Genomic DNA, 12,889 nt, shown 5'->3' with positions numbered 1-12,889 from the left:
TGTTATCGCTACCAGATACAAGAAAAGAGGAGAGTGAAATGCGGCCTGGCCTGAAGCTGTTGCTGTCGACCACCATGATCTGGGCCGCTTCGCCCGCTTTTGCGCAGCACGCACCGACAACGCTGTCTGGCCAACAGGTCGCCAATCCCGCCAAATGGCCGACCGCCGGCTCGCAGGGTCTGGTCGATCCCGCGACCGAGAAATTCATCACCGATCTGATGGCGCAAATGACGCTGGAGGAGAAAGTCGGCCAGATGATCCAGGCCGATATCGGCGCGATGAAGCCCGAGGAGCTGCGCCAATATCCGCTCGGCTCGATCCTGGCCGGGGGCAGCTCGCCGCCGATCGGCGCGCCCGATCGTTCGCCCCAGGCCCCCTGGGTGGAGACCGCCAAGGCCTTCCGCGCCGTCGCGATGGAACCGCGCGGCAAGCATGCCCCGATCCCGCTGATCTTCGGCATCGATGCGGTGCACGGCAACAACAACGTGATCGGCGCGACGATCTTCCCGCACAATGTCGGGCTCGGCGCGATGCACGATCCCGCGCTGATCCGCCGCATCGGCAAGGCGACCGCGGAAGAAACCGCCGCGACCGGGCCCGACTGGGCGTTCGGCCCGACCCTCGCTGTGCCGCAGGACGATCGCTGGGGCCGCAGCTATGAAGGCTATTCGGAGGACCCTGCGGTGGTCCGCTCCTATGGCGGCGAGATGATCCTAGGGCTGCAGGGCGAACCCGGCACCAGGGATCGTATCCAGAAGGGGCTGGTCGCGGCTTCGGCCAAGCACTTCCTCGGCGATGGCGGCACCTTCGAGGGCGTCGACCAGGGCGATACCCGCGTCTCCGAGGATGAACTCATCAAGACGCACGCGCAGGGCTATGTCCCGGCGATCCAGGCGGGCACGCTCACCGTGATGGCCAGCTATTCGAGCTGGAACGGCGCCAAGATGCACGGCAACAAGTCGCTGCTCACCGATGTGCTCAAGGGCCGGATGGGCTTTGAAGGCTTCGTCGTCGGCGACTGGAACGGCCATGGCCAGGTGCCGGGCTGCACCAAGGAGGACTGCGCCCAGACCTTCAATGCCGGGCTCGACATGGCGATGGCGCCGGACAGCTGGAAGGGCCTGTTCGAGAGCACCGTCCGTCATGCCAAGGACGGCACAATCCCAATGGCGCGCATCGACGATGCGGTGCGCCGCATCCTGCGCGTCAAGGCGAAGCTCGGCTTGTTCGATCCGGCCCGCCCCTATGAAGGCAAGGCCGGGGTGCTGGGCAATGCCGAGCACCGCGCGGTCGCCCGCGAGGCCGTCGCCAAGTCGCTGGTGCTGCTCAAGAACACGGGCGTGCTGCCGGTAAAGGCTTCCGCCAACGTGCTGGTCGCGGGCCCCGGCGCCGATTCGATGGCGCAGCAGACCGGCGGCTGGACACTGAGCTGGCAGGGCGACGGCAACGACAATTCGATGTTCCCCAACGGCCAGACGATCTTCTCGGGCATTGCCGAAGCGGTGAAGGCAGGCGGCGGCACCGCGACGCTTTCGGCGGACGGCAGCTTCACCGCCAAGCCCGATGTCGCGATCGTCGTGTTCGGCGAGCAGCCCTACGCCGAAATGCGCGGCGATATCCCGACGCTGGAATTCCAGCCCGGCGACAAGCAGGCGCTGGCCCTGCTCAAGAAGCTCAAGGCCGCCGGCGTGCCGACCGTTTCGGTGTTCCTCTCGGGCCGGCCGCTCTGGGTGAACCCGGAGATCAACGCCTCCGACGCGTTCGTCGCCGCCTGGCTGCCGGGCAGTGAAGGCGCGGGCGTGGCGGACGTGATTATCGGCGACAAGGCCGGCAAGCCGCGCAAGGACTTCAACGGCACGCTGTCGTTCAGCTGGCCCAAGACCGCCGGCCAGTTCACCCTCAACAAGGGCAAGCCGGGCTATGACCCGCTGTTCGCGCTCGGCTATGGCCTGAGCTACGCCAAGCCGGGCAAGGTCGCCCTGCTGGGCGAGGATCCGGGCTTCGATGCGTCGTCGCTCAACACCAGCGTCTATTTCGCCAAGGGCGTGACGCCCAAGCCCTTCTCCTTCGCCACCGAATCGAAGATCACCCGCGCGCCGATCGACGGGCCCCAGACCCAGGAAGGCGCGCAGCAGCTGAGCTGGACCGGTGGCCAGGCGCGGCTGAGCATCGGCGGCGGCGCGCCGATCAACCTTGGCCGCGAAGCCAATGGCGACCTGTCGCTCGCGCTCACCTACCGCCTCGATCGCGCGGCGAGCGGGCCGGTGACGCTCGGCATGGGCAATGGCAAGGGCCTGGATGCGACCAGCCTGTTCACCGGCGAGACCGGCACCTGGCGCACGGTGAAGATCCTGCTCAAATGCTACCAGACCAACGGGACCGACATGAACGCGGTGTCGGCACCGGTGGTGGTGACCGCTTCGGATCCGCTGGTGTTCAGCCTGTCCGACGCGCGGATCGTCTCCGATCCCGCCAACTCGATCTGCCCGGGTACGCCGAAGTGACGATGGTCGCGGGCGCTCCGATCGAGACGGTCGCGATCGCCCGCGGCCGGTTTCGCGCCGAGCTGCTGACGCTCGGCGCTTCGCTGCGCATGCTGGAGGTGCCCGATCGGCACGGCAATCCGGCGAATGTGGTGCTCGGTTTCGCGAAACTCGAAAACTATCGCGGGCAGCCCCGCTTCTATGGCGCGGTTGCCGGGCGCTACGCCAACCGGATCGGCGGCGCGCGCTTCACGCTCGACGGCGTCGAGTACCGCATCACCGCGAATGACGGGGCGAACAGCCTTCATTCCGGGCCGCTCGGGCTCGACCAGCAGATCTGGAAGATCACCGCGCGATCGACGGAGTCGGTCACCTTCCGGCATGTCAGCCCGGCCGGGCATAACGGCTTTCCCGGCACGCTGGCGGTGGAAGCGCGCTACACGATCGAGGAGGACGGGCTCGCCATCGCGCTGAGCGCGACCACCGACGCGCCTACTGTCGTGAACCTCACCCACCACGCCTATTTCAACCTGGCCGGCGAGGCGAGCGGCGCGACGATCCTCGATCACCTGCTACGGATTTCCTCCAGCCGCACCACGCCGGTCGGCCCGGGACTGATCCCCACAGGGGCATTCGCGGAAGTGACCGGCACACCCTTCGATTTCCGCGCCCCGCGGCGGGTCGGCGAGCGGATTGGCGCGGACGATGCGCAGCTGAGGCTCGGCCATGGCTATGACCATAATTTCGTGATCGACGGTGCTCCGCGCTGCGTCGCCACGTTGTTCGATCCGGGCTCGGGCCGGGTGCTCGACCTCCATTCCGGCGAGCCCGGGCTGCAATTCTATTCGGGCAACCATCTGGCAGGCGGCGCGCCGGGCACAAGCGGGAAAACCTATGTCACGCGCCAGGGGCTGTGCCTCGAGCCGCAGAAATTCCCCGACAGCCCTAACCGGCCGGAATTCCCGTCGGCCCGGCTCGATCCGGGCGAGTCTTACCGCCACGACATCGCCTTCCGCTTCCGAACGGCGGAAAGTGTCGAGCAGGCCTTTGGTCAGGTCATGGACTGATAAAGGCAGCACCGGCAATAAACACCCCAGTTGCGGCTGCAAGAATAGCGTGTAAATTTCGGAAGCCGATGCTCGGGAGACTATTATGCTCGCGGTCTTGCTTGCTTCTATGAACGACCCTGCTCTGTCTGAACTGCCTCGACAATGGGCGCAGTTCAGTCGAACCGGGGCACTCAATCATATCAGCGAAACTATCGACATCGCGACCGGGGACCGGGGCACGGACGCGGAATTCCGATACATCCTTCGTCGCACCAAAAATTCGCTCAACGCGGTACCGGAAATCGCGTGGGCCGACAGCGCTACATGCCCTGCCGTCAGGTCCGTCATCGCCTCCATGCGGAAAATTCAAGTGCCGTCACCGGCACCCTATGGTCTGGAAGACAATTCCACGGCGCTCACGCTGGATGGCACGGGCTATTCGCTCACGGCGCCGTCCTCGGATAACATGGGCAAGCTGACGATTAGTTCGAACATAGGCACGCCGCTTGCGGCCTGGGTCGATACATCTCTCAAGCAACTTGAGGCCTGCTGGAAAACAACGGCTTCCTAACCCGTCATGCAAAAGCGGTCGTTTACGGGCTCACGCCCCGGTTCGCCTTGCGCTCGGCCTGGAAGATCTTGTTGACGATCCGCCACTCGCCATCGGCCTTCACCAGCGAGAGATAATCGACAAAGCGCACGGCCGGGTAGTCGAGCACCACCTTGGCCATGCCGACATTGCCGGTGACGTCGAGGCTCTCGATCGAGCGCTTGCGCTGGGCCTCGTCTGCGGCGGGCTTGCCCGTCGCGGCGGCGGCGATGAAGTCGGCGAGAGTCCGCTCGGCAAAGGCGCCGTCGCGGTTCCAGTAGAGCATCGCCTTGGGATGGAATGCGGCGGAGAATTCGGCCGCGCTGCCGGTCGCATGGCCGGCGAGATAGTGGTTCACCGCGGCGCGGGCGCCCGCCTCGTCCTTTTCCTGCGCATGGGCAGGCAGGGCGGCGAAACTGAGAGCGGTGGCGATAAGCAGGAAACGCATGGAGACCCTCCGTTGCAGGAAGATCCCCATGCTAGCATCCGATGACCGGGCATGCACCCGGCCCGGGCCGAACGTCGCGCAGGCGGGACGAACAACCAATACTCCCCTCCCCCTGGAAGGGAGGGAAAGTGGGCCCTTACAGGGTCGGCTTGCCGTCGATGCGGCGCGGGATGCCCGCGTCGCCGTCGCGCAGGTCCGCTGGCAGCAATGCCGCCGGCAGGTCCTGATAGGCAACCGGGCGCAGGAAGCGGTCGATCGCCAGCGTGCCGACCGAAGTGCTGCGACCATCCGCCGTCGACGGGAACGGGCCACCATGGACCTGCGCGTCGGTCACTTCGACACCCGTCGGCCAGCCATTGGCGAGGATGCGCCCGGCGAGCCGCTCGAGCAGCGGCAGCAGCTTGGCTGCGACTTCCGTATCGGCATCGTCGAGGTGCAGCGTCGCGGTGAGCTGGCCCTCGAGCAGCGACACGACCTTGAGCAGCTCCTCGATCGTCGCGCAGCGCACCAGCAGCGAAGCGGCACCGAAGACTTCCTCGGCATGGCTCGGATCGGCGATGAAGTCCGCGCCGGTCATCGTGAACAGCGCGGCGCGGCCGCAGCTCGCCGAGCCTTCCTGGCCCTGCGCGACCTGGTTCAGCCCCGGCGCGGCGGCCCAGCGGGCAACACCCTGCTCATAGGCCTTGAGGATGCCCGGGGTGAGCATGGTCTGTGCTGCCGCGCCGGAAACCGCCTCGGTCGCAGCGGCGAGGAAGCGATCGAGCGCGGGGCTCTCCAGCGCGAGGACCAGGCCCGGATTGGTGCAGAACTGGCCGGCACCCATGGTCAGGCTGCCGATATAGGCCTTGCCCAGCGCCTCGGCGCGCGACTCGAGCGCGGCGGGGAGCAGGAAGACCGGGTTGATGCTGCTCATCTCGGCATAGACCGGGATCGGCACCGGGCGGCTCGCGGCAAGCTTCATCAGCGCCGTGCCGCCGCCGCGCGAGCCGGTGAAGCCCACCGCCTTGACGACCGGGTGGCTGACCAGCGCCGAGCCGACTTCGTTGCCCGCGCCGTTGATCAGCGAGAACACGCCCTCGGGCATGCCGGTCCGCGAGACCGCACGCTCGATCGCGCCGGCGACCAGTTCCGAGGTGCCGGGATGCGCCGAATGACCCTTCACGATCACCGGGCAGCCCGCGGCGAGCGCCGAGGCGGTGTCGCCCCCGGCAACCGAGAAGGCGAGCGGGAAGTTGGACGCGCCGAACACCACGACCGGGCCGACCGGGATCATGCGCAGGCGCAGGTCCGGCTTGGGGGCGGGCTGGCGATCCGGAATGGCGTGGTCGATGCGCGCGCGCAGATATTCGCCGAGGCGCAGTTCCTTGGCGAACAGGCGCAGCTGGCCCGAGGTCCGGCCGCGCTCGCCGGTGAGGCGGGCATGCGGCAGGCCGCTCTCCTGCATGGCGCGCTCAGTGAGCGTCTCGCCCAGCGCATCGATCTCCTCAGCGATCGCCTCAAGGAACTCGGCACGCTTCTCGCGCGGCAGGTTGGAATAGATCGGGAAAGCAGCCTCGGCGGCGGCAGTCGCGGCTTCGACGTCTTCCTTGGTCGCCATGCTGAAGCTCGGCTCCAGCGGCGCGCCGGTCGACGCGGCGACGGCCTGGAAGCCCGGTCCGTCGCGGTGAACGCGCTTCGATGCAATGAACAAATCGCCGGTCAGCGCCATGCCTGCTCTCCTGTCTTTCGAATTAAGTTAGCGGTAACATCGCTCGCGCGGGACTTAGGCAGCGCTATGGCAAAATGCAAATGCGCTTGTCAGCACGGTTGTTGCGGCGGGCGATAGAAAAGCTGTCGCGTTCAGCAGGCGCGACGACGGCCGACGGCGTTGTTGGCGGGATCGCGCGCTTCCATCGTATCCTGGAAGCCGCGCTCGACCAGCCGGGCCATCGCGTCATGCGCCCGGTCCGCGTCCTGCGCCTCGATCGCCTCGAGCACTGCGAGGTGGACGGGCAGCGCGTCGTGCGGGGCGGGAAGGTGCTGTTGCTTGAACGCCGTTGTCAGCTCGATCGCGGCAGCGACCCCGCTGGTGAGCGACATGATGAAATCATTGCCGGAAGCCTCGAGTAATGCCGAATGAAAGGCCTCATCGCAGCAGCGCCCCTCCTCCGAATCGAATCCATGCCTGCCGACCCCCGCCAACCCTTCCTGCATGCGGGCGAGCTGCTCGGGCGTGCGGCGCAGCGCGGCAAGGCGGGCGGCGTCGGGCTCGACGATTCGGCGCAACTCGAACAGGCTCTCGATCAGCGAATCGTCGGGCTCGCCGGCGAAGATCCAGCTGAGCACGTCGGGATCGAGCAGATGCCATTCGCGGCGCGGGCTGACCTGGGTGCCGATCTTGGGACGGGAGTGCACCAGCCCCTTCGCCGCGAGAATGCGGATCGCCTCGCGATAGGCGGTGCGGGAGACCTTGAACTGCTCGCTCGCTGCGATTTCGCCCTCGAGGATCTCGCCCGGCGTGATCTGGCCGGAGACGATCCGGATGCCGAGGGTGCGCGCGACGGTGCCGTGCAGACGCAGCGAACGGGGCCGCGGCTTGCGGGTGCGGGATTTTTTCTCTGTGCGCGGGATCGACGCTTTGGGCTGCCAGCTGGGCATATCCCTGCCTAAGCGCTTTGGCGGCGGCTGCCAAGACCTGCGAATCGGGCGGGCCGGGCCGGCATCACATTAAAAATATAAGTAATATCAGCACATTACCAAGGTGGCGGAGACGGAGGGATTCGAACCCTCGATACGGTTTCCCGTATGACGCTTTAGCAAAGCGTTGGTTTCAGCCACTCACCCACGTCTCCGGATAACGGCTCGAAGGCAGGGCCTATAGCGACGGGTTTCGCAGCAATCAACGCCCAGCTTGACGTGAAATCGACTCAATTTGCCGCTCGTTCATTGCCGCGACAGCCCCGCCCCCTACAAAAGGGCCAATCTGATGAGCTGGGGTAATTCCGCGATGAACGTTCGTGCACTGGTGTTGATGGCTGCGACGGCCGCATTCGCGATGACGGCCATGCCCGCCGCCGCCCAGCAGCAGATGACCACGATCGATCCCAACACCGCGATCGATTCGGACATCAACACGCCCCCGCCCGCGCAGGACCCGTACAACCGGCCGGCGCAGCAGCAGGACGTGCCCGCCCCGCCGCCGCAGGATCCCTATCCCCAGCAGCAGGGCCCGGCCGGCCAGCAGCAGCAGCCCGCCCCCTCCGCCCAGCAGGGCGGCACCTCGCGCGACCAGGCCACCACCTACCAGCAGGACGAGCTGGTCGGCGCCGCCGAGGGCGTGTTCGGCAAGGGCGCATCGGGCCTGGCCAAGCTGATCGAGGACATCCTCAAGGACCAGGGCCAGCCCAATGGCTATATCGCCGGCAGCGAAGCCTCGGGCGCGATCGGCGTCGGCCTGCGATATGGTTCGGGCATGCTGTTCCACAAGGTCGAGGGCCAGCGGAAAGTCTACTGGACCGGCCCGTCGATCGGCTTCGACCTGGGCGGCGACGCCAACAAGGTGTTCGTGCTGGTCTACAACCTCTACGACACCCAGGACCTCTACAAGCGCTTCCCCCAGGGCGAGGGCCGCGCCTATTTCGTCGGCGGCCTCTCCGCCTCCTATATGCGCCGCGGCGACGTGGTGCTGATCCCGGTGCGCCTGGGCGTCGGCTGGCGGCTGGGCGTCAACGCCGGCTATATGAAGTTCAGCGAAAAGGCGCGCTGGCTGCCCTTCTGAGGTCTGCGCCCCGAGATTCAGCCCTTCCGGTTCCCCGGCGAAAGCCGGGGCCCAGGGTCACGAGCGATCCGGCAGAAACCCTGGGCCCCGGCTTTCGCCGGAGAGCCGCTGAACCCGCCATTCCCTTGGATTCCCCTCCCGCGAACCGGAAATCGCACATTTCAACGAACCATATAGGCACTTTTTGCTTGACATCGTCACGCTGATATGGCACAAAACGGGAACGCTGAAGAATTGCGAGTCGGGCCGGGGCGGCAACGCCATCCGGCCCTTTTCTTTTTCGGGAGAGGCGCCGTGGAGAAGAAGCGACGGCACTGGGTGCGCTGGTCCAAGACCAAGCGCGAAGCATTCCTCGATCACCTCGCGGGCACCGCCAATGTCCGCGCCTCGGCCGATGTCGCCGGGGTGACGCCGCCGAGCGTCTATCACCTGCGGCGCAAGGACGAGGAATTCGCCGAGGAATGGCGCAAGGCGCTGGCGCTTGGCTATGACATGCTGGAGACCGAGCTGCTCGGCCATATCCTGGCCGGCGGCGGCAGGACGATCGCTTGCGCCGACGGGCGCGAGATCGATGTGCAGGAGGCGATCCGCCTGCTCGGCCTGCATCGCAACAGCCTGAAGGGCAAATGGAAGGGCGGCCCGCCGCTCAAGCGGGCGCGGCCCGAGGATACCGATGCGGCCATCATGCGGAAGCTCGACGCGATCGATCGCGCCCGGGCCCGCGAAGCCGCGGAGCGCGCGGAGAAGCAGGATGGCCAATGACGCGTTCGAGCGGCTGCTCACCTATCCGCCCGACAAGCGGGCCGATGCGATCCGCGCGCTGAGCGCCCCGCAGAAGCGCGAATATGTCGAGCGCTGGTGGCAATGGGCGCATCGCGGGCAATGCGAGCCCGGAGGCGACTGGCGGATCTGGCTGATCCGCGCCGGGCGCGGCTTCGGCAAGACCCGCGCGGGCGCCGAATGGGTGCTGGCCCGGGCGCGCGCGCATCCCGGTGCGCGGATCGCGCTGGTCGGCGCCAATGAAGCCGATGTGCAGCGGGTGATGGTGGAAGGCGAAGGCGGCCTGCTTGCCAGCGCCCGCGAGGATGAGGAACTGGTGTGGCACCGGACCACCGGCGCGCTGCGCTTTGCGAACGGAGCGCAGGCCCAGGTCTATTCGGCTGCGGCACCCGACAGCCTGCGCGGCCCCGAGCATCATTTCGCCTGGTGCGACGAGCTCGCCAAATGGGGGCGCGGCGGCCAGGCGGCCTGGGACAATCTGGCGATGACGCTGCGCGTGGGCGAGATGCCGCAGATCGTGGTGACCACCACTCCGCGCCCGGACAAGCTGATGCGGATGGTGATGGCGCTGCCCGGCGTGCACGAAACCCTGGGCAAGACGCGCGACAATCCGTGGCTGCCGGCAAGCTTCGTCGAGGCGATGACCGCGCAATATGCGGGCAGCAGGCTCGGCCGGCAGGAGCTGGACGGCGAGATGCTCGACCAGGTGGAAGGCGCGCTGTGGACGCGCGACCTGCTCGATGCCTGCCGGGCGGACGCAATGCCCGAGCTGGTACGCCGGATCATCGGCGTCGATCCGCCGGCAGGGATCGGCGGCGACAGCTGCGGGATCGTGGCGGCGGCGCTGGGACGCGACGGCAAGGCCTATGTGCTCGAGGATGCGAGCGTGCACGGGGTATCGCCCGAGCGCTGGGCGCATGCGGTGGCGGCCTGTGCCGCGCGGCACGATGCCGATCGGATAGTGGCGGAGAAGAACCAGGGCGGCGCGATGGTGAAGGCCGTGCTGCTCGGCGCCGACAGCAATTTGCCGGTGACCCTGGTGCATGCCAGCCAGGGCAAGGCGGCACGCGCCGAGCCGGTGAGCCTGCTCTACGAAGGCGGCAAGGTGCGGCACGCCGGCGCCTTCCCGGCGCTGGAGGACGAATTGTGCGGGCTGGTGATGGGCGGCGGCTATGAAGGCCCCGGCCGATCGCCGGACCGCGCGGACGCGCTGGTCTGGGCGCTGCACGAGCTGATGCTCGGGCGCAGGGGCAAGGCGGCGATCCGGGTTTTGTGAAGAGTGGGGCTTTTGAAGTTGGGCGGGCAAGCTCGCCCAGCGTCATCCCCGTGCGGGTGGGATCGAGGGTTTGTCCTGCTGGGCCCTGGATTCCAGCCTGCGCGGGGATGACGGAAGAATAAGCGAGGTCATGAAATCTCTCCTCCCTGCAAGGGAGGGGATGGGGGGTGGGTCCCTGCCCGCGATACGGCGAGGCATTGCGTCCAGCTGCAGTATCGCCAGGCACCCACCCACCCCCGGCCCCTCCCTTGCAGGGAGGGGAGTTTCAATCAGGAGAAAAGCGATGACGGGACCGATCCGGGCCCGGCGGGCGGCTGCGCTTGCCGGGATGCTGATGCTGTGCGGGTGCGCGATCGGGCGGGCCGCGCTGGATGCGGGAAGCGCGGCGCTGGTGGCGCGCTTCGATGCGGACCGCGATGGCGGGCTGGACCGGGCGGAGGTTGGCGCGATGGTCTCGGCCGCGGTGCCGGGAAGCGGGCCGGCGATCGATGCCGCGCGCGCCGGGCTGGCGGCGGGATACTGGACGCGGGATTGCGACCGCGACGGGAAGCTGAGCGCCGGTGAGGTGGGGGCGGTTGGTGGGTGCGGGGGTTAGGGCTCGGCCATTAATCACTCCTCCCCCTCCGGGGGAGGATTTTAGAGGTCCGTCTTCGCCGCTTCCGTTTCAAACCAGCAGACCCTCGAGTTTCAGGAGCAACGCATGAAATGGTTCGGGCGAAAGTCCGTGCGCGAAGGCGCGCGGCCGGCTTTGTCGCGCGCGGGCAGCTTCGCCGGCAGCATGGGCGAATGGCCGCGCAGCTACGAAGCGCAGGTGCGCGACGCCTATTGCCACAATCCGGTGGCGCAGCGGGCGGTGAAGCTGGTCGCCGAGGGCGCGGGCAGCGCGGCGTTGAAGGCCAGCGATCCGGCGCTGCTCGCGCTGGTGACGGCGCGCAGCGGCGGCCAGCCGCTGATCGAGACGCTGGCGGCGCAGCTGCTGCTGCACGGCAATGGCTATGTCCAGGTGCTGGCCGATGACGGCGGCGCGGTGCGCGAGCTCTATGCGCTGCGCCCCGAGCGAGTGAGCGTGGAGCCCGATGCGCGGGGCTGGCCGGTCGCCTATCGCTACAAGGTGGGCGAGCGGGTGGCGCGGCTGGCGGCCGAGGATGGCGGCGGGCGGCCGGCGGTGATCCACCTGCGCAATTTCTCGCCGATCGACGATCATTATGGCCTGGGCTGCCTGGGCGCGGCTTCAGGTGCCGTCGCGATCCACAATGAAGCGGCGCGCTGGAACAAGGCGCTGCTCGACAATGCGGCGCGACCTTCGGGCGCGCTGGTCCATGATCCGGGCGACGGCAGCGCGATGCCGGCCGACCAGTTCACCCGGCTGAAGCGCGAGATGGAGGAAGGGTTCGCCGGCGCCGCCAATGCCGGACGGCCGATGCTGCTCGAGGGCGGGCTGAAATGGCAGGCGATGAGCCTGACCCCGGCGGACATGGATTTCGTCGGGCTCAAGGCCGCGGCGGCGCGGGATATCGCGCTGGCGTTCGGCGTGCCGGCGATGCTGCTCGGGCTGCCGGGGGATGCGGCGTACGCGAATTATCGCGAGGCCAATCGTGCCTTGTGGCGGCTCGCGATCCTGCCGCTGGCCGACAAGATACTGAGCGGGATCGCCGAGGGGCTGGTCGGCTGGTTCCCGGGGGCGAGCCTGGCGGTGGACCTCGATGCGCTGACCGCGCTGGCCGAGGACCGCGAGCGGCTCTGGGCGCAGGTCGGCGCCGCGCCCTTCCTCAGCGATGACGAGAAGCGTGAAATGATAGGTGTGAAATGAGTAACGGTGAGATGCTGGCCCAGCTGATCGGGCAGGCCGAAGCGGAGGGTGCCGGGCTGGTGACCCTGCGCGCGATCGCCGAGGAAGCGGGCGAGCTGGGGGCGCAGCGGGCGCTGACCCGGCTGGGGCTGGCCGATGCCGGCGCGGCCAAGGACATGGGCGAGCTGCGCGAGCTGCTGGGGGCATGGCGCGACGCCAAGCGCTCGGCGTTGAAGGCGGCGTTCCAATGGGCCGGGCGGATGGCGGCGGCGTTGCTGCTGGTCGGGCTGGCGGTGAAGCTCGGTTTCCCCGGGTGGCTGAAATGACCGTGCGCTTCGCGGGATACGCCGCGGTGTTCGACGCGGTGGATCGCGGGGGCGATGTCGTGCGCAGGGGCGCCTTTGCGGGCGCGCGGCGGGTGCCGCTGCTCTGGCAGCATGCCGGGGCGCCGGTCGGCGAGATCGAGACGATCGGCGAGGATGCGCGCGGGCTGCGCGTGATCGGGCGAGTGGCCGAAGGCGCGCTGGCCGAACGCCTGCGCGCGGGCGCGGTGACCGGGCTTTCGTTCGGATATCGGGTGAAGGAAGCGCGGCGCGGCAACGTGCGCGAGATCACGTCGCTCGACCTGGTCGAAGTGAGCCTGGTGGCAAGCCCGATGCAGCCGCTGGCGCGGGTGCACGCGCTGGATTGACCTTTCGAAATGGGATTTTCTGACCCG

The 12,889-nt window shown here is 67.9% G+C and carries 13 protein-coding genes and 1 tRNA gene; 10 read left to right on the top strand and 4 right to left on the bottom strand.

The features are described 5' to 3' along the window. Positions 1–38: 38 nt before the first annotated feature. From AC1RJ5_RS15850 to AC1RJ5_RS15840, 3 genes are all read left to right on the top strand, one after another. On the top strand, positions 39–2,504 hold the full coding sequence (locus AC1RJ5_RS15850) for a glycoside hydrolase family 3 protein (protein ID WP_493114298.1): 2,466 nt from the start codon (positions 39–41) through the stop codon (positions 2,502–2,504). Positions 2,505–2,506: 2 nt separating this feature from the next. Continuing rightward, on the top strand, positions 2,507–3,550 hold the full coding sequence (locus tag AC1RJ5_RS15845) for an aldose epimerase family protein (protein ID WP_493114710.1): 1,044 nt from the start codon (positions 2,507–2,509) through the stop codon (positions 3,548–3,550). An 85-nt stretch (positions 3,551–3,635) separates the two neighbouring features. Then, positions 3,636–4,103 carry a hypothetical protein gene (locus AC1RJ5_RS15840; RefSeq protein WP_493114296.1) on the top strand — a complete coding sequence of 156 codons (468 nt, stop codon included), beginning with the start codon at positions 3,636–3,638 and terminating at the stop codon, positions 4,101–4,103. A gap of 22 nt (positions 4,104–4,125) precedes the next feature. On the opposite strand, the gene AC1RJ5_RS15835 is transcribed toward AC1RJ5_RS15840, so the two are convergent. From AC1RJ5_RS15835 to AC1RJ5_RS15820, 4 genes are all read right to left on the bottom strand, one after another. Then, the gene (locus tag AC1RJ5_RS15835) at positions 4,126–4,569 is read right to left on the bottom strand and encodes a nuclear transport factor 2 family protein (protein ID WP_493114294.1); all 444 of its coding nucleotides are present in this window, start codon (positions 4,567–4,569) and stop codon (positions 4,126–4,128) included. Positions 4,570–4,705: 136 nt separating this feature from the next. Further along, complete coding sequence (locus AC1RJ5_RS15830) at positions 4,706–6,277, bottom strand: aldehyde dehydrogenase (NADP(+)) (RefSeq protein ID WP_493114292.1); 1,572 nt, start codon at positions 6,275–6,277, stop codon at positions 4,706–4,708. A gap of 131 nt (positions 6,278–6,408) precedes the next feature. Beyond that, the gene (locus AC1RJ5_RS15825; RefSeq protein ID WP_184163970.1) at positions 6,409–7,206 is read right to left on the bottom strand and encodes a FadR/GntR family transcriptional regulator; all 798 of its coding nucleotides are present in this window, start codon (positions 7,204–7,206) and stop codon (positions 6,409–6,411) included. Positions 7,207–7,310: 104 nt separating this feature from the next. Next, positions 7,311–7,400 (bottom strand) — tRNA-Ser (locus AC1RJ5_RS15820). A gap of 155 nt (positions 7,401–7,555) precedes the next feature. Between AC1RJ5_RS15820 and AC1RJ5_RS15815 the strand changes: the two genes are divergently transcribed. The 7 genes from AC1RJ5_RS15815 to AC1RJ5_RS15785 all read left to right on the top strand — a co-directional run bounded on the left by AC1RJ5_RS15815 (position 7,556) and on the right by AC1RJ5_RS15785 (position 12,862). Continuing rightward, positions 7,556–8,326, top strand: coding sequence for a DUF1134 domain-containing protein (locus AC1RJ5_RS15815; RefSeq protein WP_493114289.1), 771 nt, complete (start codon positions 7,556–7,558; stop codon positions 8,324–8,326). Positions 8,327–8,620: 294 nt separating this feature from the next. Continuing rightward, a complete protein-coding gene (locus AC1RJ5_RS15810) occupies positions 8,621–9,088 on the top strand; it encodes a hypothetical protein (RefSeq protein WP_269573116.1) in 468 nt (155 codons plus the stop codon). Next, positions 9,078–10,382: a DNA-packaging protein gene (locus AC1RJ5_RS15805; protein WP_493114287.1), complete on the top strand. Its 1,305-nt coding sequence runs from the start codon at positions 9,078–9,080 to the stop codon at positions 10,380–10,382. The genes AC1RJ5_RS15810 and AC1RJ5_RS15805 overlap by 11 nt, the downstream gene beginning before the upstream one ends. Positions 10,383–10,665: 283 nt before the next feature. Then, positions 10,666–10,977 (top strand): EF-hand domain-containing protein, encoded by a 312-nt coding sequence (locus AC1RJ5_RS15800; RefSeq protein ID WP_493114284.1) that lies wholly within the window; start codon positions 10,666–10,668, stop codon positions 10,975–10,977. A 105-nt stretch (positions 10,978–11,082) separates the two neighbouring features. Continuing rightward, entirely contained in the window at positions 11,083–12,192 is a 1,110-nt protein-coding gene (locus AC1RJ5_RS15795) for a phage portal protein (RefSeq protein ID WP_493114282.1), read from the top strand. After that, the gene (locus AC1RJ5_RS15790) at positions 12,189–12,497 is read left to right on the top strand and encodes a DUF6127 family protein (RefSeq protein ID WP_342248562.1); all 309 of its coding nucleotides are present in this window, start codon (positions 12,189–12,191) and stop codon (positions 12,495–12,497) included. The genes AC1RJ5_RS15795 and AC1RJ5_RS15790 overlap by 4 nt, the downstream gene beginning before the upstream one ends. Further along, positions 12,494–12,862, top strand: coding sequence for an HK97 family phage prohead protease (locus AC1RJ5_RS15785; protein WP_342248563.1), 369 nt, complete (start codon positions 12,494–12,496; stop codon positions 12,860–12,862). Before AC1RJ5_RS15790 ends, AC1RJ5_RS15785 begins: the two co-directional genes overlap by 4 nt. Positions 12,863–12,889 lie beyond the last annotated feature (27 nt).

This window comes from Sphingomonas sp. GW822-FHT03G08, assembly GCF_058801135.1.
This window is presented reverse-complemented; position numbering and strand designations above follow the sequence as displayed.

Excerpts from the sequence above, each read along its gene's own strand:
- AC1RJ5_RS15785 (WP_342248563.1), top strand. The coding sequence starts at position 12,494 with ATGACCGTGCGCTTCGCGGGATACGCCGCGGTGTTCGACGCGGTGGAT.
- AC1RJ5_RS15790 (WP_342248562.1), top strand. The coding sequence starts at position 12,189 with ATGAGTAACGGTGAGATGCTGGCCCAGCTGATCGGGCAGGCCGAAGCG.
- AC1RJ5_RS15795 (WP_493114282.1), top strand. The coding sequence starts at position 11,083 with ATGAAATGGTTCGGGCGAAAGTCCGTGCGCGAAGGCGCGCGGCCGGCT.
- AC1RJ5_RS15835 (WP_493114294.1), bottom strand. The coding sequence starts at position 4,569 with ATGCGTTTCCTGCTTATCGCCACCGCTCTCAGTTTCGCCGCCCTGCCT.
- AC1RJ5_RS15845 (WP_493114710.1), top strand. The coding sequence starts at position 2,507 with ATGGTCGCGGGCGCTCCGATCGAGACGGTCGCGATCGCCCGCGGCCGG.
- AC1RJ5_RS15825 (WP_184163970.1), bottom strand. The coding sequence starts at position 7,206 with ATGCCCAGCTGGCAGCCCAAAGCGTCGATCCCGCGCACAGAGAAAAAA.
- AC1RJ5_RS15850 (WP_493114298.1), top strand. The coding sequence starts at position 39 with ATGCGGCCTGGCCTGAAGCTGTTGCTGTCGACCACCATGATCTGGGCC.
- AC1RJ5_RS15805 (WP_493114287.1), top strand. The coding sequence starts at position 9,078 with ATGGCCAATGACGCGTTCGAGCGGCTGCTCACCTATCCGCCCGACAAG.
- AC1RJ5_RS15815 (WP_493114289.1), top strand. The coding sequence starts at position 7,556 with ATGAACGTTCGTGCACTGGTGTTGATGGCTGCGACGGCCGCATTCGCG.
- AC1RJ5_RS15840 (WP_493114296.1), top strand. The coding sequence starts at position 3,636 with ATGCTCGCGGTCTTGCTTGCTTCTATGAACGACCCTGCTCTGTCTGAA.
- AC1RJ5_RS15800 (WP_493114284.1), top strand. The coding sequence starts at position 10,666 with ATGACGGGACCGATCCGGGCCCGGCGGGCGGCTGCGCTTGCCGGGATG.
- AC1RJ5_RS15830 (WP_493114292.1), bottom strand. The coding sequence starts at position 6,277 with ATGGCGCTGACCGGCGATTTGTTCATTGCATCGAAGCGCGTTCACCGC.